At 67.2% G+C, this 21,067-nt stretch carries 16 protein-coding genes; 9 read left to right on the top strand and 7 right to left on the bottom strand.

Features of this window, described 5'->3' with window-relative positions:
• Window positions 1–70: 70 nt before the first annotated feature.
• Together ToN1_RS21910 and ToN1_RS21905 are read left to right on the top strand one after the other, a co-directional pair.
• A complete protein-coding gene (locus ToN1_RS21910) occupies window positions 71–1,291 on the top strand; it encodes a ChaN family lipoprotein (protein WP_169204777.1) in 1,221 nt (406 codons plus the stop codon).
• The gene (locus tag ToN1_RS21905) at window positions 1,288–3,357 is read left to right on the top strand and encodes a M1 family metallopeptidase (protein ID WP_169204776.1); all 2,070 of its coding nucleotides are present in this window, start codon (window positions 1,288–1,290) and stop codon (window positions 3,355–3,357) included. The genes ToN1_RS21910 and ToN1_RS21905 overlap by 4 nt, the downstream gene beginning before the upstream one ends.
• A gap of 64 nt (window positions 3,358–3,421) precedes the next feature.
• On the opposite strand, the gene betA is transcribed toward ToN1_RS21905, so the two are convergent.
• The 6 genes from betA to ToN1_RS21875 form a co-directional block, all read right to left on the bottom strand.
• Window positions 3,422–5,146 (bottom strand): choline dehydrogenase, encoded by a 1,725-nt coding sequence (betA, locus tag ToN1_RS21900; protein WP_169204775.1) that lies wholly within the window; start codon window positions 5,144–5,146, stop codon window positions 3,422–3,424.
• Window positions 5,147–5,166: 20 nt separating this feature from the next.
• Window positions 5,167–6,639 (bottom strand): betaine-aldehyde dehydrogenase, encoded by a 1,473-nt coding sequence (gene betB / locus ToN1_RS21895; protein ID WP_169204774.1) that lies wholly within the window; start codon window positions 6,637–6,639, stop codon window positions 5,167–5,169.
• Between the two features lie 224 nt (window positions 6,640–6,863).
• The gene (gene betI / locus ToN1_RS21890) at window positions 6,864–7,451 is read right to left on the bottom strand and encodes a transcriptional regulator BetI (protein ID WP_169204773.1); all 588 of its coding nucleotides are present in this window, start codon (window positions 7,449–7,451) and stop codon (window positions 6,864–6,866) included.
• Between the two features lie 118 nt (window positions 7,452–7,569).
• Window positions 7,570–8,406: an ABC transporter permease gene (locus ToN1_RS21885; protein WP_169204772.1), complete on the bottom strand. Its 837-nt coding sequence runs from the start codon at window positions 8,404–8,406 to the stop codon at window positions 7,570–7,572.
• The gene (gene proV / locus ToN1_RS21880; protein WP_169204771.1) at window positions 8,399–9,607 is read right to left on the bottom strand and encodes a glycine betaine/L-proline ABC transporter ATP-binding protein ProV; all 1,209 of its coding nucleotides are present in this window, start codon (window positions 9,605–9,607) and stop codon (window positions 8,399–8,401) included. Before proV ends, ToN1_RS21885 begins: the two co-directional genes overlap by 8 nt.
• A gap of 257 nt (window positions 9,608–9,864) precedes the next feature.
• Window positions 9,865–10,749 (bottom strand): TorF family putative porin, encoded by an 885-nt coding sequence (locus ToN1_RS21875; RefSeq protein ID WP_169204770.1) that lies wholly within the window; start codon window positions 10,747–10,749, stop codon window positions 9,865–9,867.
• Window positions 10,750–11,142: 393 nt separating this feature from the next.
• Here ToN1_RS21875 and ToN1_RS21870 point away from each other — a divergent pair, with 393 nt between their 5' ends.
• The 3 genes from ToN1_RS21870 to ToN1_RS21860 all read left to right on the top strand — a co-directional run bounded on the left by ToN1_RS21870 (window position 11,143) and on the right by ToN1_RS21860 (window position 13,934).
• Window positions 11,143–12,093, top strand: coding sequence for a choline ABC transporter substrate-binding protein (locus tag ToN1_RS21870; protein WP_169204769.1), 951 nt, complete (start codon window positions 11,143–11,145; stop codon window positions 12,091–12,093).
• A gap of 120 nt (window positions 12,094–12,213) precedes the next feature.
• On the top strand, window positions 12,214–12,543 hold the full coding sequence (locus ToN1_RS21865) for a DMT family transporter (RefSeq protein WP_169204768.1): 330 nt from the start codon (window positions 12,214–12,216) through the stop codon (window positions 12,541–12,543).
• 338 nt (window positions 12,544–12,881) lie between these two features.
• Window positions 12,882–13,934: a GlxA family transcriptional regulator gene (locus ToN1_RS21860; protein WP_169204767.1), complete on the top strand. Its 1,053-nt coding sequence runs from the start codon at window positions 12,882–12,884 to the stop codon at window positions 13,932–13,934.
• Window positions 13,935–14,007: 73 nt separating this feature from the next.
• Here ToN1_RS21860 and ToN1_RS21855 read toward each other — a convergent pair whose 3' ends face one another.
• On the bottom strand, window positions 14,008–15,111 hold the full coding sequence (locus ToN1_RS21855) for a substrate-binding domain-containing protein (protein ID WP_169204766.1): 1,104 nt from the start codon (window positions 15,109–15,111) through the stop codon (window positions 14,008–14,010).
• A gap of 117 nt (window positions 15,112–15,228) precedes the next feature.
• On the opposite strand from ToN1_RS21855, the gene ToN1_RS21850 reads away from it, so the two are divergent.
• The 4 genes from ToN1_RS21850 to fdhD are packed head-to-tail and all read left to right on the top strand — an operon-like array spanning window position 15,229 to window position 21,064.
• Window positions 15,229–15,729, top strand: coding sequence for a formate dehydrogenase subunit gamma (locus ToN1_RS21850; protein WP_169204765.1), 501 nt, complete (start codon window positions 15,229–15,231; stop codon window positions 15,727–15,729).
• Window positions 15,726–17,285, top strand: a complete 1,560-nt coding sequence (locus tag ToN1_RS21845) for a formate dehydrogenase beta subunit (protein WP_169204764.1) — start codon at window positions 15,726–15,728, stop codon at window positions 17,283–17,285. The genes ToN1_RS21850 and ToN1_RS21845 overlap by 4 nt, the downstream gene beginning before the upstream one ends.
• A gap of 27 nt (window positions 17,286–17,312) precedes the next feature.
• A complete protein-coding gene (fdhF, locus tag ToN1_RS21840; protein WP_169204763.1) occupies window positions 17,313–20,198 on the top strand; it encodes a formate dehydrogenase subunit alpha in 2,886 nt (961 codons plus the stop codon).
• Window positions 20,195–21,064, top strand: coding sequence for a formate dehydrogenase accessory sulfurtransferase FdhD (gene fdhD / locus ToN1_RS21835; protein WP_169204762.1), 870 nt, complete (start codon window positions 20,195–20,197; stop codon window positions 21,062–21,064). The genes fdhF and fdhD overlap by 4 nt, the downstream gene beginning before the upstream one ends.
• The last annotated feature ends 3 nt before the right edge of the window (window positions 21,065–21,067 follow it).

Raw genomic sequence — 21,067 nt, 5'->3', positions numbered from 1 at the left:
CATGTCCGCTGCGCGGGGAACTCGGCATGCACAATGCAATCCGACTCATGCCTCCCTCTCCCGGAACGCGATGAACTCGAACCTCTCTCGCCTGTTCATGGTCGCCATCACCCTTGCGGCCTTGGGTCTCGATGGCGTGGCCGTCGCCCGCGAGGCGCATTCCACGACCGCCGCTTCCACCTGCCTCACGCCCGCCGCCTGGCACACCCTCGACGGCGAGCGGCCGCACGTCGCGGGCGCCCTGCCGCTGCTGGGCGAGATCGCGCAGCGCGACGTCGTGCTGCTGGGGGAGCTCCACGATGTGGCCGACCACCACCGCTGGCAAGCGCAGGTACTGGCCGCGCTCCATGTTCAGCGCCCGAACATGGTCATCGGTTTCGAGATGTTCCCGCGCCGTGTGCAGCCGGCGCTGGACCGCTGGGTGGCCGGCAAACTCACGGTCAAGGAGTTTCTGCAGCAGTCCGAATGGGGCAAGGTATGGAACGCGCCGGCGGAGCTGTACCTGCCGCTCTTCGAGTTCGCCCGCATCAACCGTATCCGCATGGTGGCACTGAACGTCGATCAGGCACTCACCCGCGCCATCGCCGACAAGGGTTGGGACGCGGTCCCGCCGGGAGAGCGGGAAGGCGTGGGGCGTCCGGCGACACCGACGGAGCTCTATCGGGACCATCTGTTTCGGGCGTATCGCGAACATCCGCCACGCAATGACAGGAAGGACGGGAAGGCGGCGCAGAGCGACGCGGCGTTCGGCTATTTCGTCGAGTCCCAGACCACCTGGGACCGGGCGATGGCCGAGGTCCTGGCCCGATCCCTGAAGCCGGGCCCGGCTGGGGACAAGCCCCTTGTCGTCGGCATCATGGGCAGCGGCCATATCCGTTTCGGCGATGGGGTGCCGCACCAGCTGCGCGACCTCGGCGTCACCCGCATCGGCGCCCTGCTGCCCCTGCCGGCCGACTTCGATTGCGATACGGTTCGCGCAGGCCTCGCGGACGCCGTGTTCGCGCTACCCGTGCAGGCCGGCGCCCAGCCGGAGCCGCCCCGGCTGGGCGTGCGCCTGGAAGATGAGGACGGCGGCGTGCGCATCGTCGAGGTCACCGCCGGCAGCCTCGCCGAACGGACGGGTCTGAAGAACGGCGACCGTCTGGTGGAAGTCGCGGGGCGTCCGGTGAAACAGTCGCGCTCGGTGTCCGCATCGGTTCGCGGGCAACCGCCGGGCACATGGCTGCCGGTCCGCGTGAAGCGGGGCGACGAGACGCTCGATCTGGTCGTCAAATTCCCTCCGGCGCCATGAAGGCGCGTTTCCGCCCGCGAATCACCTCGGCCCTCGTGGCTGTCCTGATCCCTGCGCTGCTCCTCTTCGCGTCCGCGGCGCGGGCGGCCTCGCCGAGTCTGGAGCTCGCGGTCGAACTGGATCCCGGCACGCGCCGCCTCACGGTGCGAGCCGAGGTAAGCCCGGCCTCGCGTGATTTCCATTTCGAGCTGCACGAAGCCCTGGAAGTGACCGCTGCCACAGCCCGGGGCAAACCGGTCGCAGTCCGCCCGGGCGGGCGCCATGGATTCATCCGCACGTGGCAGGTGACGCTGCCTCCGGCCGCGGACACGCTGCATCTCGAATACACCGGCACCTTGCCGGCCCTGGACCCCACGCTCGATCACCGCGACGTGCTGCAAGGCCTGTCGCCCGCGGCTTCGCCCGGAGGCAGCTTCCTGCCATCCGGAGGCGCCTGGTATCCACGGCCCGCCGCGCTGTTCGCATACCGCGTGACCCTGACGGTGCCGGGAGACCAGCGGGCGCTGGTGCCTGGACGGCTGCGGTCCGAGGAAATCGCGCCCGCCGGTTCGGGCCACGGGCCGGGACATTACCGCGCGCGCTTCGAATTCGCCCAGCCGGCCGACGGCATCGACCTCATGGCGGGCCCCTGGGTCGTCCGCGAGAGGATGATGCCGCGGGCATCCGCAGAACCCGTGCGCCTGCGCACCTACTTCTTCCGCGATCTGGATGCCATCCCCGGCCTCACCGACGGCTACCTGGACGACACCCGCCGCTACCTCGAACGCTATGAGGCCGAGATCGGCCCCTATCCGTTCACCGAGTTCTCGGTGGTCGCGAGCCCGCTCCCTACCGGCTTCGGCTTGCCGACGCTGACCTACCTCGGCGCCGAAGTGCTGAAACTTCCCTTCATCCGCGCCACTTCGCTCGGACACGAGGTGCTGCACAACTGGTGGGGCAACGGCGTCTACGTCGATTACGCCCGCGGCAACTGGGCGGAAGGACTGACCACCTTCATGGCGGACTACGCCTACAAGGAATCGGAGTCTGCCGAAGCGGCACGCGCGATGCGATTGGGATGGCTGCGCGATTTCGCCGCCGTGCCCGCCGCCGACCAGCAGGCACTGGCCGACTTCCGCTCTCGCACTCATGGTGCGGCGGCGGCCGTGGGCTACGGCAAGGCCGCGATGCTCTTCGTGATGCTCCGCGACCTCATCGGCGAGGACGCCTTCCGCGGCGGCATCCGTGCGTTGTGGCAAACGCAGCAGTTCCGCACCGCCTCCTGGAAAGACCTTCAGGCGGCCTTCGAGCGCGCCTCGGGCCGGCCTCTCGATGCCTTCTTCCAGCAGTGGGTCGGCCGCGCCGGCGGCCCGGCGGTCACGATCACCGCCGCCGATGCCCGCCGCGCGGAAGGGGGCGCGCGACTGACGCTCAGCGTGGCACAGAACGGCCCCGCCTATGCCCTGCACCTGCCGGTGCAGCTTGTCTTCCCCGACCGTGAGGAGACGCGCTGGATCGACGTCGCGGGGGAGAGCGAGGCGGTCATGCTGGAGATGGACGCGCCCCCCACGGGCGTGCGCCTGGATCCCGAGCTGCAGGTCTGGCGAATGCTCGGGCCGGAGCAGTTGCCGCCCATCCTGCGGCAGTGGATCATCACCCGCGCGCCGCATCTGGCGCAGGCCTCCGCTGCACCCGAGGTACGTGAAGCGGCCGTCGCGCTGTCCCGACGCCTGTTCGAGGTCGAGCCGCAGGCTATCGAGGTGGGCGACATCGGCAAGGCGAACGGGCCGGTGCTGCTGGCCGGTGTGCACGCGGACGTGGATGCGGTGCTGAAGAAGGCCGGCCTGCCGCCGCGGCCCGAGCATCTGAGCAATCGCGGCAGCGCCCAAGCATGGACCATTCCGCACCGATCCGGCGCACCACTGGCAGTGGTTTCGGCGCGGGACGCGGATGCACTCCGTGCACTGCTGCGCCCCCTGCCTCACTACGGCGCGCAGAGCTGGCTCGTGTTCGAGAATGCGCGGCTGGTCGAGCGCGGCGTATGGCCCACTCCGGGCCAACTGATTCCGGTGCGGCAGGCGCCTTAGAGTATCCCCGCTCGATTACCAGACACCCATGCTCGTCATGGGTGCCTGGGAGCCTCTGAATTAGCTATTGCGCCACTTCATGGCCGCGTTGCCGCGCTTCGATCGCGCTGCGCTGTGGACGCCCGCGCACCGGCGCTTCCCCCGCGACGTAGTAAGGCGCGTCGCTCCGCGGCAGCGGCTCACGCCCACGGATGCGGTCGGCGATCTTCTCGCCGATCATGACGGTGGTGGCGTTGAGGTTCCCGGTGATGATCAGCGGCATGATCGACGCATCGACGACACGCAGCCCCTGCAGGCCATGCACGCGGCCCTCCCCATCCACGACGGCCAAATCGTCCTCGCCCATCTTGCACGAGCACGAGGGGTGGAAGGCGGTTTCCGCACGCGCGCGGACGAAGGCGTCGAGCTCGCTGTCGCTCCTGAGATCGAGGCCGGGGCTGAGCTCGCGGCCGCGGTAAGGGTCGAGCGCCGGCTGGTGCATGATTTCGCGGGTGATGCGGATCGCGTCGCGGAACTCCTGCCAGTCCTGCTCGGTGCTCATGTAGTTGAAGAGAATGCTCGGGTGCTCGCGCGGGTCCTTGGACTTCACATGGACGCGCCCGCGGCTGGGCGAGCGCATCGAGCCGACGTGCGCCTGGAAGCCGTGCTCGCTCACGGCATTGCTGCCGTTGTAGTTGATCGCGACCGGCAGGAAGTGGAACTGGATGTTCGGCCACGCGAACGCCGAGCGCGTGCGGATGAACCCGCCGGCCTCGAACTGGTTGCTGGCGCCGATGCCCGTGCCGCTGAACAGCCACTGCGCGCCGATCGCGGGCTGGTTCCACAGCTTGAGCGCCGGATACAGCGACACCGGCTCCTTGCACGCGTATTGCAGGTACATCTCGAGGTGGTCCTGCAGGTTCGCGCCGACCCCCGGCAAGTCGTGCACGAGCGCGATGTCGAGGCTGCGCAGCAGCGGCGCGGGGCCGACGCCCGAGCGCTGCAGGATCTGCGGCGAGGCGATCGCGCCTGCGCACAGCAGGACCTCGCGGCGGGCGTGCACGGTGAGCGGCTCGCTGCTGTCGCCCTGCAGGTAGGCGACACCGGTCGCGCGCTTGCCGCTGAAGAGGATGCGGTCGGTGAGCGCGTGGGTGACGATGGCAAGGTTGGCCCGCTCGCGCGCCTGATCGAGGTAGCCGCGCGCGGTGCTGGAGCGGCGCCCTTGCGGCGTCACGGTGCGGTCCATCGGCCCGAAACCTTCCTGCCGGTAGCCGTTGAGGTCGCCGGTGCGCAGGAAACCCGCCTGCACGCCCGCCTCCACCATCGCTTCGAACAGCGGGTTGTTGCCTGGCTTCGGCGTCGCGACGCTCAGCGGACCGTCGGCCCCGTGGTAGGCGTCGGCGCCGATGTCGCGCGATTCGGCCTTGCGGAAGTACGGCAGGCAGTCGAGATAGCTCCAGTCCTCCAGCCCTCGCGCCGTGGCCCAGTTGTCGAAATCCAGCGCGTTGCCGCGGATGTAGCACATGCCGTTGATCAGCGACGAGCCGCCCAGCCCCTTGCCGCGCCCGCACTCCATGCGCCGGTTGTTCATGTGCGGCTCGGGGTCCGTCTCGTAGGCCCAGTTGTAGCGGCGGCCCTGCAGCGGGTAGGCCAGCGCGGCCGGCATCTGGGTGCGGAAGTCCTGGCGGTAGTCCGGGCCGCCCGCCTCCAGCAGCAACACGCTGACGTCGGCATCCTCGGTCAGGCGTGCGGCGAGCACGTTGCCGGCGGAACCGGCCCCGATGATGATGTAGTCGTATTCTTTCTTCACGTTTTCGTCCTCGGGAGGGCTCAGAACACCGAGTGGAACTCGCCCAGTTCGACCTGCACTGACTTCAGCCGCGTGTAGTGCTCCAGCGTCGTGAGGCCGTTCTCGCGTCCGATGCCGGACTGCTTGTAGCCGCCCACCGGCATCTCGGCCGGCGATTCGCCCCAGGTGTTGATCCAGCAGATGCCCGCTTCCAAGCGATGGATGATGCGGTGCGCGCGGGCGAGATCGCACGTCACGACGCCGGCGGCGAGCCCGTAGTCGGTGGCGTTGGCGCGACGCACGGCCTCCTCCTCATCGTCATAGACGAGGATGCTCATCACCGGGCCGAAGACTTCCTCGCGCACGATGCTCATCTCGTCCGTGCAGTCCGTGAACACCGTGGGGGCGACGTAGGCGCCGCGCTCGCAGTCGCCGGAGACGATCCGCGCGCCGCCGCACAGCAGGCGCGCACCTTCTGCCCGGCCCTTTTCGATGTAGCCGAGGACGCTATCCATGTGGCTGAAGCTCACCAGCGGACCGAAGTTGGTGCGCTCGTGCATCGGGTTGCCGACGCGGATGCGCGCCACACGCGCCAACACGCGCGCCTCGAATTCGCCCTGCAGGGCGCGCGGCACGAACACGCGCGTGCCGTTGGTGCATACCTGGCCGGAGCTGAAAAAATTCGCCATCACCGCGATGTCCGCGGCGCGATCGAGGTCGGCGTCGGCGCACACGACGAGCGGCGACTTTCCGCCAAGCTCCATCGTCACCTCCTTGAGCGTCGAGCCCGACGCGCTGGCCATGACCTTCTTCCCCGTCGCGGTGCCGCCCGTGAAGGAGATCTTGGCGATGCCCGGGTGCTCGGTGAGCCACTGCCCGACCTTGCGGCCACTGCCGGTGAGCACGTTGAAGACGCCATCCGGGAGTCCCGCCTCGGTGTAGATCTCGGCGAGCTTCAGCGCGGTGAGCGGCGTGACCTCGCTGGGCTTGAAGATCATCGCATTGCCCGCGGCAAGTGCGGGCGCGGACTTCCACAGCGCGATCTGGATCGGGTAGTTCCATGCGCCGATGCCGGCGACGACGCCGAGCGGCTCACGGCGCGTATAGACGAAGCTCGTCTCCCGCAGCGGGATCTGCGCGCCTTCGATCGCCGGTGCCAGGCCGGCGTAGTATTCCAGCACGTCTGCACCGGTCGTGATGTCGACGGCGCGCGTCTCGGCGAGCGGCTTGCCGGTGTCCAGCGTCTCGAGCTCGGCGAGGGTATCGTTGCGCTCGCGCAGGATCTCCACCGCGCGGCGAAGGATGCGCGAACGCTGCATCGCCGTCATGGCGGCCCATGTCGCCTGGCCGGCCGCCGCGCTTCGCACCGCTGCGTCCACGTCGGACTGGCTGGCATGCTGCACGCGGGCCAACACCTCGCCATTGGCCGGATTGACGGTTTCGAAGCTGGCACCGCTGGTTGCCGCGACGTAGCGGCCGTCGATATACAGCTGTTGTTCATTGAAACGGGGCATGACGACTCCTCTGACCGGGTATCCGCGCCGCGTTTCGCACGGTGCGGGATCTCGGAGCCAAGGCTACGTGCTGGGGATTGAACGCTCAGCCAAAAAAACGACCGGGGCGGTTCTGCGCGCGACCACGTGGCGGCGGCAGGCGAAAGCGCGGCGATGGACGGCACCTGAAGAGGACGTCCCGCGGCCTGCCCGCTCGGCAGGCGGTGGTCTATCGAGGGGCTTGCTCAGGCCTTCGCGAGCTGCAGATCGACGTACTCGTAGGCGATCTGCAACGCCTGTTCGGTGTCGAAGGCCTTGCCCGACAGCGCCCCGCGCAGCCACAGGCCGTCGATCAGCGCAGCGAGGCCGCGCGCAGCGGAGCGCGCGAGCTCCGGGGGCAGCGCGCGGCGGAACTCGCCGCACAGGTTCGAGTACAGGCGCCGGTCGTTGATGCGCTGCAGGCGCTGCAGCAAGGGGTGGTGCATGCTGCTGGCCCAGAAGGCGAGCCAGGTCTTCATCGCCGCCCCGCTCACCTGGCTGGTGTCGAAGTTTCCTTCGATGATTGCGCGCAGATGGGCACGCGGCTGCGAGTCGGAGAGCGCTGCGCGCCGCGTGCGCACGCCCTCGCCCAGCGCCTGCATCAGGTGGCGCATGGTCGCCTCGATCAGCCCGTTCTTGTCGCGGAAGTAGTGGCTGATGATGCCGTTCGACACCCCGGCGAGGCGTGCGATGTAGGCGATGCTGGCGTCACCGAGGCCGACCTCGTCGACCGCCTTGAGCGTGGCCTCGATCAGCTGCGACCGGCGGATCGGCTGCATTCCGACCTTGGGCATGAATTCCTCTGACTCAAAACAGGAGGGCGAAAGTCTGAAGGGTTTACCTTGAACAGGCAATCAATATAAATACAGCCCAGCCCCATGGGGGCGTGGGCTGCACGTCGAACGCAGGACCTCAGGCTTTCGTCGGCCGCGCCACGCCGAAGCTTTCGGTCATCCGGTCGACAATGATCGCGAGCAGCACGACGGCGAGCCCGGACTCGAAGCCAAGGCCGATGTCCAGCCGCGAGATGCTGGTCAGCACGTCATTGCCGAGACCGCCCGCACCCACCATCGACGCGATGATCACCATCGACAGCGCCATCATGATGGTCTGGTTGATGCCGGCCATGATGGAAGGCAGCGCGCCCGGAATCTGCACCTTGAACAGCAGCTGCCAGGGCGTGCAGCCGAAGGTGACACCCGCCTCGACCTGCTCGCTATTGACCTGGCGGATGCCGAGGCAGGTCAGGCGCACCACCGGCGGCATCGCGAAGATCACCGTCGCCAGCACGCCGGGCACCTTGCCCAGACCGAACAGCATCGCCGCCGGAATCAGGTACACGAAGGCAGGCATTGTCTGCATGAAGTCCAGGCCGGGGCGCACGATGCAGGCCGCAAGCTTGCTCTTCGCCGTCCAGATGCCCAGCGGCACGCCCGCCATCAGGCTGATCAGGGTCGCCGAGATCACCAGCGCGAGCGTGGCCATCGTTGCGTTCCAGAATCCGGTGCCGATGATCACGACGACCGCGGCTGCGCAGAACAGCGCGAAGCGCCAGCCCACGCGGCGGAACGCCAGGACCGTCAGCACGACGGCCAACACCCAGCTCGGGATGAGCATGAGGGCCTGTTCGACGAGTTCGGTCAGGCTGCCGACGAAGGTGCCGAGCGCCCCGAAGGTGCCGCTGTCGTTCTCCAGCAGGAAATTCACGGCTTGGTCGGCCCACTCGCCGATCGGTAGAAACTCAGACATTGGCCGTCTCCTGTGCCATGTTCCGCAGCAGGATCGTCTGGGTGACGGCGCCGAGATAGCGCCGCTCGCCGTCGATGATCGGGAGCGGATAGGGATTCCTGACGATGTTGGAAATGAGCTCGGTCATGCGGGTGTCGCCGGGAACGGGCGGGATGTCGTCGAGCAGCGCCTGCTCGAGCGTGGTCCTGCCCTCCGCCAGGCAACGCAGCATCGAATCGATCGACACCGTGCCCAGCACCCGCCGCTCCTTGTCGACGACGAAGCCGTAGTTGCGGCGCATCTGCCGGAGCCGCCCGATCGCCGATTCGAAACCCGCATTGAGGTCGGCCGGCGCCTCCATCACGAGGACCTCGTCCGGGAGGGCGACATCCTTGGCGGTGAGGTAGCGCTTGACGTCCACTCCCTTGAAGAACGCGCGCACGTAATCGTCGGCCGGATTGCGCAGGATTTCGTCGGGCGAGCCGATCTGCACGACGCGCCCGCCTTCCATGATCGCGATGCGGTTGCCGATGCGGAAGGCTTCGTCGAGGTCGTGCGAGACGAAGATGATCGTGCGCTTGTGCTCCTTCTGCAGCGTCAACAGGAGTTCCTGCATCTCGGTGCGCTTGAGCGGATCGAGCGCCGAGAAGGCCTCGTCCATCAGCATCAGCGACGGATCCACCGCCAGCGCGCGCGCGAGGCCCACACGCTGTTGCATGCCGCCGGAGAGTTCCGCCGGGCGCTTGCCGGCGAAGGCCTTCAGGCCGACCTCGTCGAGCACCTCCAACGCGCGCCGCTCACGCTCCTTGCGCCCCATGCCGGCGACTTCGAGCCCGAACGCGGCATTGTCGAGCACGGTCAGGTGCGGCAGCAGCGCGAAGGACTGGAACACCATCGCCATGTCGCGCCGGCGCAAGGCGACGAGCTGGGCCTTGCTCATGGTCGCCACGTCCTGCCCATCGACCAGGATCTGTCCCGCGGTCGGCTCGATGAGGCGGTTCAAGAGGCGGATCAGCGTGGACTTGCCCGACCCCGACAGGCCCATGATGACGAAGATCTCGCCCTCATTGACCGCGAAGGTCGCGTCCTGCACGCCGACGACCATGCCCGTCTCTTTGAAGATTTCATCCTTGTGCCGGCGCTTGCGCAGCATCTCCATCGCAATGTCGGGGCTTCGGCCGAAGATCTTGTGCAGGCCCTTGGCGACGATCTTCTGTCTCATCGCCTTATCCCCTTTTCCATTTTCATGATCGTGTCTCCGTTGGGTTATTGGTTACCGTCGTCGCTGCTTCACCCCAGGCGCTTCATCGCGGCAGGCGGGCAGGAAAAGTGTAGGGGGACGGGAAATCGGCAAGACCCCGATTGCGACCACCAGAATCGGGACTGCGTCAGGAGGACCGGAATCAGCGCGCGCATCGAGTACCCCCCAGCGCGCCGCGGAGCCCCGGGGCGCCGTTCGCGTCGCCCCGGACGATGTCCTCAGAACGTCCTCGTGACCGAGAACAGGACCGTTCCCTTCAAGGGGTTCGAGACGTGCATCCTGCCCGAGGAGTCGACGGCGCCCGTCGTGTAGTTCTCGAACAGGTCGTCCTTGTCCCATGCCTTCGTATACCCCAGCGAAACGGACCACCCGCCATCGAAGCTCTTGCTCACGGCCACCTTGGCGTCGCGCCAGTTGGCGAAGCTGAAGCCGCGCACACGCTGATGGCCGTAGTGGAGCAGCAGGCCGTAGCCGGCGCCGAGGTCGAAGTTGGCGTTGATGTCGAGGTAGCCCGAGCCGCGGCTGTGCCGGTCGCCGGTGCGCGCCGTGGTGCCGAGCGTCTCGTCGTTGAAGCCGAAATAGTCCCGCGTGTAGGTGAGCCAGTACTTCACCGTGAGGAACTTGTAGCTGATACTGGGAACGATCTCGCCGTAGTCGTAGCGCACGTCGGCGAAGGCCATCTTTGCGCCCGGATAGAGGTAATAGTAGGCGGTGACGCCGTATCCCAGATCACCGGCGGTCCCGCCGAAGCCCGCGTAAAGGTCCCACTCGACGGTCCCATTCTCGATGAAGCGATCGCTCACGCTCGACATCCAGGTGCCGGCGAAGAAACCGCTCGGGTGGGCGTAGTCGAAACCGCCCTGCAGCGCGGGCTTGCCCCAGGTCTGCCGCCAACCGCGCGAGACGTACTGCGAGGTCAGCGTGACATTCGCCGAAAGGGCCGACGCGGCGGGCTCTTCCGGCGCGACCGACACGCCGGCCTGCGGTCCCGCTGCGATCTGCACGGGATCCGGATCCGTCGATTGCGCGAGCGCGGGCGGGGCCGTGCCCCACAGCGCTGTTGCGCACAGGCCGAGGACGGAGGCGGTGGTGTGGAATTTCATTTTTTTTTGCTCCTGGCACAGAACATGGAAGGACTTCATTCGCACCCCCGCTCGCCGTCCAGGTCGGGTCGCAGCCTGTTCGCTCGAGGTCATCCTCCGGGGAGGCGGGCCGATTATTCGTCGCCAGGAACGGCTGCGCAGACGAGATTGCGACCACGAAACCCACGTTTGCGACCGGGACAGGGGAACGCCAGTCACACGCCCACCAAGGGGCGCCGTCGCGACAGATCGGGTCGCGCAGAGGGAATCCGAAGGCGAAGCCGCTGGCTATCCTCGGCAGCACCTGTCGGTCTGGAACCGGCAGCCAAAGAGAGCGGCACCCGGGCTGGCGCACAAGTCCGCTGCCGGGCGTGCCGCCAGGAATGAATTCCACCGCACCGAAAAGGATCCGTCATGAAGAAAATGGTCAACGTCGCCGCTGCCGCCAGCCTGGCTCTCGCGGTGTTCGCCACCCACGCCGCCGCCAGCGTCGAGCCGGCTGCCTGCCGCGACGTCCGCTTTGCCGACGTGGGCTGGACCGACATCACCGCGACGACGGCGCTCGCCTCCACCCTGCTCGAAGGCCTCGGCTACCGGCCTAAAACGACGATCGCCTCGGTGCCGATCACTTTCGCAGGCATCAAGAAGAAACAGATCGACGTCTTTCTCGGCTACTGGTCGCCGTCGATGACGCCGATGATCGAGCCCTTCGTGAAGACGGGCGACGTGAAGGTCCTCGAAACGCCCAATCTCACCGGCGCCAAATACACGCTGGCGGTGCCGAAGTATGTCGCCGATGCCGGCCTCAAGAGCTTCGCCGACATCGTCCGCTTCGCCGACAAGCTCGACCGCAAGATCTACGGGATCGAACCGGGCAACGACGGCAACGCGCTGATCGAGAAGATGCTCAAGGAGAACGCTTTCGGCCTGAAGGGCTTCGAGATGGTCGAGTCGAGCGAGGCCGGGATGCTGCTGTCGGTGGACCGGGCGATCCGGCAGAAGAAGTGGATCGTGTTTCTCGGTTGGGAACCCCACCCGATGAACGTCAAGTTCGACGTGACCTACCTGGAGGGGGGCGACGAGGTTTTCGGGCCGAACTTCGGTGAAGCGAAGGTCTACACGGTGGTGCCGCCCGACTACCTCAACCGCTGCCCGAACGTCGGCCGCCTGGTGACCAACCTCACCTTCAATACCGACCTCGAGAACCGGCTGATGATGCCTATCGTCGAGAAGAAGAATCCCGCGGCCGTGATCAGGACCTGGCTCAAGGAGAACCCGAAGCAGCTCGACAGCTGGCTCGCCGGCGTCAATGCCGCCGACGGCGGCGACGGCCTCGCCTCGGTGAAGGCCTACCTGCAACGTTGAGAATCGGGGACGGCGGAATTCCGGCCTCCGCCGTCCCGATCGTCACCCCGCTTCCTCCCTCGGCGCGCGCCATCCCGAGTCGCGCGCCATTTTTTTCATGCGCACCGCACGGAGCTCCGCATGGAGTGGCTCTACCTTTCGATCTCGATCCTCGCCGAGGTGACCGCCACCACCGCCCTGAAAGCCTCCGGCAGCTTCACACGCCTGCTGCCTTCGCTCGTCGTGGTGACCGGCTACGGCATCTCCTTCTATTTCCTGTCGCTCGCCATTCAACGCATCCCGTTGGGCGTCGCGTATGCGATCTGGTCCGCAGTGGGCGTCGTTCTGGTTTCCACTGCAGGCGCCCTGCTCTTCGCCCAGCGCCTCAGCGTCCCGGTCATCGCCGGCATGACGCTCATCGTCGCCGGCGTGATCGTCATCAACCTCTTTTCGCCCCACGTGGTCCACTAGACGCGAGTCGATCCTCGCTCTTAGGCGGAACGGGCCGAACGGCCTCACCGCAACGGTCTTCTCCCTTCCGGCGGTCTCCAGAACGCTTCCCGTTGGCGGCGCAACCGCCGACGTCTTCAGGACGCCTCAAGGTTCGCTGAACGCCCCCCGAACACGGCCGCCCCTTGGGCAGCAGCGAGCCTAAATCACTCTTCTTTTTTTGATTGCCCGTTCAATTAAAAAAGAGGAAGATCTGCTGAACCGTTCGTCACACCATCGGCGACAGACGGTATTCACGCAGCAGGAGCCGGACACAAGCATTCCGGCCAACGACAAGAGCACCGGAAGGAGACCACACCATGGCAGCAGCAACGGCAGCGCCGACCTATCGCTTCGCATTCATCACGCTCGACAACTATTCGATGATCGCGCTCTCGAGCGCGATCGAGCCGCTCCGCATGGCCAACTACCTGAGCGGGCGCGAGGTGTACCAGTGGTCCATCGTCACGCTCGACGGTCAGCCTGCCACCGCAAGCAACGGAGCGTACATGTTGCCGACGGTTGCCCTCGACGAGACGGGGCCGGTGAACATCGCCTTCGTGTGCGGGGGCATCAAGGTCAAGGAAGCGATCACGCCTCCGCTGCTGGCCGCGTTGCGCCGCCTGGCGCAGCGTCACGTGCCGATCGGCGCACTATGCACCGGGAGTTACGCGCTCGCGATGGCCGGCGTACTCGAAAAGCACCCGGTGGCAATCCACTGGGAGAACATGGCAGGCCTGCTCGAAGAGTTTCCCGGCATCCACGTCACCGAGAAGCTCTTCTCGATCGGTGACGACCGCTATACCTGCTCGGGCGGTATCGCGCCGCTGGATCTGATGCTTCACCTGATCAAGGACCAGCTCGGACCCGAGATCGCGTTGGCGATCTCCGAGCAGTTCATCGTCGAGCGCGTCCGCGACGACAACGACCGTCAGCGCATCCCGCTGCAGAACCAGGTCGGCATCTGCCAGGAAAACCTGCTCAAGGTCGCGGCGCTGATGGAAGCGAACATCGAGGAGCCGCTGTCGCTCGACGAACTGTCCGACGAGATCGGCGTGTCGCGCCGGCAGATCGAACGCCTGTTCAAGCGCTACCTCAACTGCGTGCCCACCAAGTATTACCTCGACCTGCGCCTGCACCGGGCGCGGGCGCTGTTGCTGCAGACTTCGATGTCCATCCTCGAGATCGCCATCGCCTGCGGCTTCCGCACGCCGCCGCATTTCGCGAAGTGCTATCGCGACCTCTTCGGCTACCCGCCGAGCGGCGAGCGCAGCCAGAAATGCAGGAATCGGACGTTCACGCCCGTCCCGCTCCTGTCCATGCCGCGCCCGCAATCCAAGACGCCGAGCGTCGACTATTACGGCAATGCGTGAGAGGCGAGGCATATGGCGCACGCGCGCGCCGCTCGGGGGGGCAATTCTCGACACCCGCGACACGCCAGGACACTCAACCGGGCGCCGACGGGCGGCCGGACGATCTCTCGAATACGCTATCGACTCGCAGCACGTCCCCGGCCCCCTGAGCGTCGTAGCCTGGCAGCCCGACGATCCGCTGCGCAAAGACGGGGCTGCGCAACACGGTCAGCAGATCCTGCACCGCCGGCTGTGCCAGCAACTCGTGTCGGCACGCGAGGAAATAGGTTTCCTGGGCCAGGGGCAAGAAATCCAGCTTGAAGCGGCTCGCCGCGGTCTCCACGCCGAAACCCGCGTCGGCCATGCCACTCGCAACGAAAGCCGCGACGGCGGAATGGGTGTATTCGATCTGCTCGTAGGTGACGACGGCTTCGGCTTTGACTCCCGCCTCGCTCAGCAACAGATCGAACAGGATGCGCGTCCCGGAATTCGGCTGACGGTTCACGAAGCGAACCTCCGGCCCCGTCAGATCCGCGATGCTGCGGATGCCCAGCGGGTTGCCAGCGGCGAGAAACAGTCCCTGCGTCCGGGTGACCAGTCGAATCAAGCGGTGGGTGCGGGGTTTTAGAAACTTGCCGTAGCGGTCCAGCAAGTCCTCCGCCGGCAAGCTTTTGGGCAGATGAAAGCCGCACAGCTCGCAGTTGCCCCGTGCCATGGAAGCCATCGCCTCCACCGAGCCGAGATAGACCAGCTCCAGCCGCGCCTTGCTGATCTCGGCGAACAGCTCAGGCAACAGTTCCACGGCAAAGCCCTGACTCGCGTGCAGGCGCAGGGTCGGCAGGCTGTCGCTCAACGCACGACCGATTTCGCGGTGGATCTCGACGGCCAGGTTTTGCAGCTGCGGATTCAAGCGCGCCTCCACCAGCTGGGCCGCCCACGCGAGCTTTTCCCCCAGCGGCGTGAGCCGCGCGCCCCGTCCCTTGCTCAGGGTGACCAGGGGAACGCCGAAGAACGCGGACCAGTGGTGGATGAGGTTCCAGCAGTGGCGATACGAATAGCCGACCTGCTCGGCCGCCGCCGTGAGCTTGCCGCTCTCGTTGATCGCCCGCAGCAGGCGGAACAGCAGGGGATCGAGCTCCTGCCCCGCGGCGTTGCGGAAGCGCCAGCTCGGTTCGATCGTAATGATCTCTTTAGGCATAAAACTTCATATCGTTAATTCCGATGTAGCGTGCTAATTTTCTCGCACTCGTTACAGAACAAAGAGATCAGTTCATATATGCATTTTAGTACATATATGAACAATCCGGAGGAGACCATGTCCAGACCCGATCCTGATTCAGCCACCGACCGCCTTGCCCGGGTGCGGAGCATCGCGAGCGCCTATCGCCCCACCCCCGGCGCCCTCTTGCCGCTGCTCCACGCCGTACAGAACGAACTCGGATTCATTCCCGACGATTGCGTCCCGATCATCGCGGGGGAACTCGATCTTTCGCGCGCCGAAGTTCACGGGGTGATCAGCTTCTACCATCATTTCCGCCGCACGCCGCCCGGCCGTCACGTAGTGCAGGTGTGCCGCGCCGAGTCCTGTCAGGCGATGGGCGGCGAAGCGCTGGAGGCGCACGCCAAGGCGCGCCTCGGCGTGGACTATCACTCGACCACGCCCGACTGCGCGGTCACGCTGGAGGCGGTGTACTGCCTCGGCAACTGCGCCTGTTCGCCGGCGATCCGCGTCGACGACGAGATCGTCGGCCGCGTCGATGCCGCGCGCTTCGACGAAGTGATCGCCGAACTCCGCAGCGGGGAGGCTTCGGCATGAGTATCCGTCTCTATATCCCCATCGACTCGACGGCTCTATCGCTCGGCGCCGAACGCGTCGCCCGCGCCATCGCCGAGGAAGCCGCACGCCGCGGCATCGATCTCGGCATCGTGCGCAACGGCTCACGCGGCATGTTCTGGCTGGAGCCACTGATCGAGGTCGAAACCGTTGCCGGGCGCGTCGGCTACGGCCCGGTGACGCCCGCGGACGTGGCGGGCCTCTTCGACGCCGGTTTCCTCTCCGGCGCGGACCACCCCCTGGCGCTCGGCAGGGTCGAGGCGATCCCGTATCTCGCGAGCCAGGAGCGGCTCACCTTCGCCCGCGTCGGCGTCACCGATCCCCTGTCGCTTGACGACTACCGCGCCCACGGGGGCTTCGCGGGCCTCGCACGGGCGATCGGCATGTCCTGTGCCGAGGTGGTGCAGGAAGTCACCGACTCCGGCCTGCGGGGCCGGGGTGGTGCCGCCTTCCCCACGGGCATCAAGTGGAATACCGTGCTCGCCGCGGCGGCGGACCGGAAATACGTGGTGTGCAACGCCGACGAGGGCGACTCGGGCACCTTCTCCGACCGCATGCTGATGGAAGGCGACCCTTACTGCCTGATCGAGGGCATGGCGATTGCCGGCCTCGCGGTCGGTGCCACGCAAGGCTATATCTACCTTCGTTCCGAGTATCCGCACGCGTTCGAGACGCTGCGAGCGGCGATCGCGCGCGCCCGCACCGCCGGCTGCCTCGGCCAGGACGTGATGGGCTCGGGCAGGGTCTTCGAACTCGAAGTGCGCATGGGCGCAGGCGCCTACATCTGCGGCGAGGAGACTTCCATGCTGGAGAGTCTCGAGGGCAAGCGCGGCACGGTACGGGCCAAGCCGCCGCTGCCGGCGATCGCCGGCCTGTTCGGCAAGCCCACCGTGATCAACAACGTGATGAGCCTCGCTTCGGTGCCGACCATCCTCGCCCGTGGCGCGGCCTTCTATCGCGACTACGGCATGGGCCGCTCGCGCGGCACACTGCCCTTCCAACTCGCCGGCAACCTCCGGCGCACCGGGCTGGTGGAAAAGGCCTTCGGCGTGACGCTGCGCGAACTCCTCTACGACTACGGCGGCGGCTCGGCGAGCGGCCGGCCGATCCGCGCGGTGCAGGTCGGCGGCCCGCTGGGCGCCTACGTGCCGGAGTCGCAGTTCGACGTACCCCTCGACTACGAGGCCTACGTGGCGATCGGCGCGATGGTCGGCCACGGCGGACTGGTGGCCTTCGACGATCGCGCGGACATGGCCCGCATGGCGCGCTACGCGATGGAGTTCTGCGCGGTCGAATCCTGCGGCAAATGCACACCCTGCCGCATCGGCTCCACCCGGGGCGTCGAGGTGATCGACCGCATCGTCGCGGGCGAGCAGCGCGGCCGCAACGTGGCGCTGCTGAATTCGCTGTGCGACACGATGCTGAACGGCTCGCTGTGCGCGCTGGGCGGGATGACGCCCTACCCTGTGCAGTCCGCGCTCAAGCATTTCCCGGAAGACTTCGGGCTCGTTCCCGACGAAGACAACAAGGGCGCCTGAAACCCAGGCACCAGGAGGAGAGAGAAGATGTCGCTTCCCCGCGAAATCGATTTCGGCACGCCCGCGCGCGAATCCGGACAAACGGTCACCCTGAGCATCGACGGCATCGAGGTCACCGTGCCGGCCGGCACCTCGGTGATGCGCGCCGCGCAGGAGAGCGGAACCGCGATCCCCAAGCTGTGCGCCACCGACAGCCTGGAGCCCTGGGGCTCGTGCCGGCTGTGCATGGTGGAGATCGAGGGCCGGCGTGGCTACCCCGCCTCGTGCACGACGCCGGTCGAACCTGGCATGGTGGTGCGCACCCAGACGACGAAGCTCGCGGAACTGCGCCGCGGCGTGATGGAACTCTACATCTCCGACCACCCGCTCGACTGCCTGACCTGTTCGGCCAACGGAAACTGCGAGCTGCAGGACATGGCCGGCGTCGTCGGCCTGCGCGAGGTGCGCTACGGCGAGGCCAGTCGAGCGCAAGGCAACGCCAACCACTTCGATGCCGCAAGCCGCGCCCCCATCGACACCTCCAACCCCTACTTCGCCTACGACGCCTCCAAGTGCATCGTGTGCAACCGCTGCGTGCGCGCCTGCGAGGAAACCCAGGGCACCTTCGCGCTGACGATTTCCGGGCGTGGTTTCGATTCGCGGGTCTCGCCGGGCCAGGACCAGAGCTTCATGGCCTCCGAATGCGTGTCCTGCGGCGCCTGCGTCCAGGCCTGCCCGACCGCCACGCTGATGGAGAAGTCGGTCATCGACAAGGGCCAGGCCGAGCGCAGCGTCGTGACCACTTGCGCCTACTGCGGCGTGGGCTGCTCGTTCAAGGCAGAAATGAAGGGGACCGAAGTGGTGCGCATGGTCCCCAACAAGGACGGCCACGCCAACCACGGCCATGCCTGCGTCAAGGGGCGCTTCGCGTGGGGCTACGCCACCCACCCCGATCGCATCACCACGCCGATGATCCGCAAGCGCATCGACCAGCCGTGGCAGAAGGTGAGCTGGGACGAGGCGATCCAGTACGCCGCATCCGAATTCCGCCGCATCCAGGCCCAGCACGGCCGCGAGTCGATCGGCGGCATCACCTCCTCGCGCTGCACGAACGAGGAGACCTATCTCGTGCAGAAGCTGGTGCGCGCCGCCTTCGGCAACAACAACGTGGACACCTGCGCGCGCGTGTGCCACTCCCCCACCGGCTACGGCCTCAAGCAGACGCTGGGCGAGTCCGCCGGCACCCAGACCTTCGACTCGGTGATGCAGGCCGACGTCATCATGGTGATCGGCGCGAACCCGACGGACGGCCACCCGGTGTTCGGCTCGCAACTGAAGCGCCGGCTACGCCAGGGGGCGAAGCTCATCGTCGCCGACCCGCGGGCGATCGACCTGATCAAGGGCCCGCATTACCGCGCCGCCCATCACCTGAAGCTGCGCCCCGGGACCAACGTCGCGCTCGCCAACGCGCTCGCCCACGTCATCGTCACCGAGGGACTGGTCGACGAAGCCTTCGTTGCCGAGCGCTGCGAGGCCGCCTCCTTCGCCATGTGGCGCGAATTCGTGGCGCGCCCGGAGCATTCGCCCGAGGCGAGCGCCGCGATCACCGCCGTGCCCGCTGACGCCGTGCGCGCGGCCGCCCGCCTCTACGCCACCGGCGGCAACGCCGCGATCTACTACGGCCTGGGGGTGACCGAGCACAGCCAGGGCTCGACCATGGTGATGGCGATCGCCAACCTCGCGATGGCCACCGGCAATGTCGGCCGCCTGGGCGTCGGCGTGAATCCGCTGCGCGGCCAGAATAACGTGCAAGGCTCCTGCGACATGGGTTCCTTCCCGCACGAACTGCCGGGCTATCGGCACGTGTCGGATGCCACCACCCGCGGCCTCTTCGAGCGCGCCTGGGGCGTCACGCTGGACCCCGAGCCGGGCCTGCGCATCCCCAACATGTTCGAGGCGGCGCTGGACGGATCCTTCAAGGGCCTTTACTGCGAGGGCGAGGATATTGCCCAGTCCGACCCCAACACGCAGCACGTCGAAGCCGCGCTCGCGGCGATGGAGTGCGTGGTGGTGCAGGACATCTTCCTCAACGAGACCGCCAAGTTCGCCCACGTCTTCCTGCCCGGCGCGAGCTTCCTGGAGAAGAACGGCACCTTCACCAACGCCGAGCGCCGCATCTCGCGTGTGCGCAAGGTCATGCCCCCGCTCGCCGGCAAGGAGGACTGGGAAGTCACTGTGGCGCTCGCCGAGGCGCTCGGCTACCCGATGAGCTATGCGCAGCCGTCCGAGATCATGGACGAGATCGCCCGCCTCACCCCGAGCTTCCACGGCGTGAGCTACGACAAGCTCGAACGCCTGGGCAGCATCCAGTGGCCGTGCAACGACGATGCTCCGGAAGGCACTCCGATCATGCACGTCGACGGCTTCGTGCGCGGCAAGGGCCGCTTCATGCCGACGCAATACGTGGCGACCGAGGAGAAGGTGACCCGGCGCTTCCCCCTCATCCTCACCACCGGGCGCATCCTCTCGCAGTACAACGTCGGCGCCCAGACCCGGCGCACCGCCAACGTCGCGTGGCACGCCGAGGACCGACTGGAAATCCATCCGGTGGACGCCGAGGACCGCGGCATCGAGAACGGCGCCTGGGTGGGCATTGCCAGCCGCGCAGGCGAAACCGTGCTGCGGGCGACCGTCACCGAGCGGATGCAGCCGGGCGTGGTCTACACGACCTTCCACTTCCCCGAGTCGGGCGCCAACGTGATCACCACCGACAACTCGGACTGGGCCACCAACTGCCCCGAATACAAGGTGACGGCCGTCGAGGTCATGCCCGTGACGGTGCCGTCGGCCTGGCAGGAGCGCCACCGCCGGCAGAGCCGGCGCCAGGCCGACCTGCTCAAGCCCGACGGGGCCCTGCAGGACGCTCCGGCATGAGGGCGAGGACAACGGGCGCGACGCTCCGCAACGAACATCCGGCAGACCTAGCGCTCGGCGCGTTGCCCGACGCAGAGCCCGTTCCGGCCTACGTCGCCGCATCGGCATGGCGGACCGGCGACGGCACCCGCATGGCCTGCCTGGAAAGGCTGATCGAGGAGTCGCCGGTCGCGCTCGTCTACAACGGCATCTCGCACGCGGTGATGCTGGCGAGTCCGTCCGACCTTGAGGACTTCGCCGTCGGTTTCTCGCTGTGCGAGGGGATCATCACCTCCCCCGGGGAGATCTACGGGATCGAAGTCGCTCACGGAGCGCTCGGCATCGAAACCCGCATCGAGCTCGCCGCCGAGCGCTTCATGAGTATGAAAGCCCGCCGCCGCAGCCTCGCCGGGCGCACCGGTTGCGGACTGTGCGGCGTCGACAGCCTCGCGGCGGCACTACGGCCGGTGGCCCCGGTGCAGGATGTTCTCGAGGTCGGCCCCGCGGCCGTCCTGCGCGCCATTCGCGATCTGCCGGGGCACCAGACACTTCACCGCCTCACCGGTGCCGGGCACGCTGCGGCGTGGGCCGACCGCGACGGTCGCATCCTGATGCTGCGCGAGGACGTCGGCCGGCACAACGCGCTGGACAAGCTGATCGGAGGATTACTGCGGGAAGGCATCGCGCCGGCGAGCGGCTTTGCCGTCGTGACGAGTCGTGCCAGCTACGAGATGGTGCAGAAACTCGGCGCCTTCGGCGGCGGCCTGCTAGCGGCCGTTTCGGCACCGACCGCCGCCGCCGTCCGCGTCGCGCAGGAATCCAACATCACCCTGGTCGGCTTCGTGCGCGAAGACCGATTCACCACTTACACGACCCGATCACTCTGAAAA

The sequence above is a fragment of the Aromatoleum petrolei genome (assembly GCF_017894385.1).
GTDB classification, from domain to species: domain Bacteria; phylum Pseudomonadota; class Gammaproteobacteria; order Burkholderiales; family Rhodocyclaceae; genus Aromatoleum; species Aromatoleum petrolei.
The sequence above is the reverse complement of the archived record's forward strand: the minus strand, read 5'-3'. Positions and strand labels throughout refer to the sequence as shown.

Coding starts and splice junctions, on each gene's coding strand:
- ToN1_RS21910 (WP_169204777.1), top strand. CDS start 71: ATGAACTCGAACCTCTCTCGCCTGTTCATGGTCGCCATCACCCTTGCG.
- ToN1_RS21905 (WP_169204776.1), top strand. CDS start 1,288: ATGAAGGCGCGTTTCCGCCCGCGAATCACCTCGGCCCTCGTGGCTGTC.
- betB (WP_169204774.1), bottom strand. CDS start 6,639: ATGCCCCGTTTCAATGAACAACAGCTGTATATCGACGGCCGCTACGTC.
- betI (WP_169204773.1), bottom strand. CDS start 7,451: ATGCCCAAGGTCGGAATGCAGCCGATCCGCCGGTCGCAGCTGATCGAG.
- ToN1_RS21885 (WP_169204772.1), bottom strand. CDS start 8,406: ATGTCTGAGTTTCTACCGATCGGCGAGTGGGCCGACCAAGCCGTGAAT.
- proV (WP_169204771.1), bottom strand. CDS start 9,607: ATGAGACAGAAGATCGTCGCCAAGGGCCTGCACAAGATCTTCGGCCGA.
- ToN1_RS21875 (WP_169204770.1), bottom strand. CDS start 10,749: ATGAAATTCCACACCACCGCCTCCGTCCTCGGCCTGTGCGCAACAGCG.
- ToN1_RS21870 (WP_169204769.1), top strand. CDS start 11,143: ATGAAGAAAATGGTCAACGTCGCCGCTGCCGCCAGCCTGGCTCTCGCG.
- ToN1_RS21865 (WP_169204768.1), top strand. CDS start 12,214: ATGGAGTGGCTCTACCTTTCGATCTCGATCCTCGCCGAGGTGACCGCC.
- ToN1_RS21860 (WP_169204767.1), top strand. CDS start 12,882: ATGGCAGCAGCAACGGCAGCGCCGACCTATCGCTTCGCATTCATCACG.
- ToN1_RS21855 (WP_169204766.1), bottom strand. CDS start 15,111: ATGCCTAAAGAGATCATTACGATCGAACCGAGCTGGCGCTTCCGCAAC.
- ToN1_RS21850 (WP_169204765.1), top strand. CDS start 15,229: ATGTCCAGACCCGATCCTGATTCAGCCACCGACCGCCTTGCCCGGGTG.
- ToN1_RS21845 (WP_169204764.1), top strand. CDS start 15,726: ATGAGTATCCGTCTCTATATCCCCATCGACTCGACGGCTCTATCGCTC.
- fdhF (WP_169204763.1), top strand. CDS start 17,313: ATGTCGCTTCCCCGCGAAATCGATTTCGGCACGCCCGCGCGCGAATCC.
- fdhD (WP_169204762.1), top strand. CDS start 20,195: ATGAGGGCGAGGACAACGGGCGCGACGCTCCGCAACGAACATCCGGCA.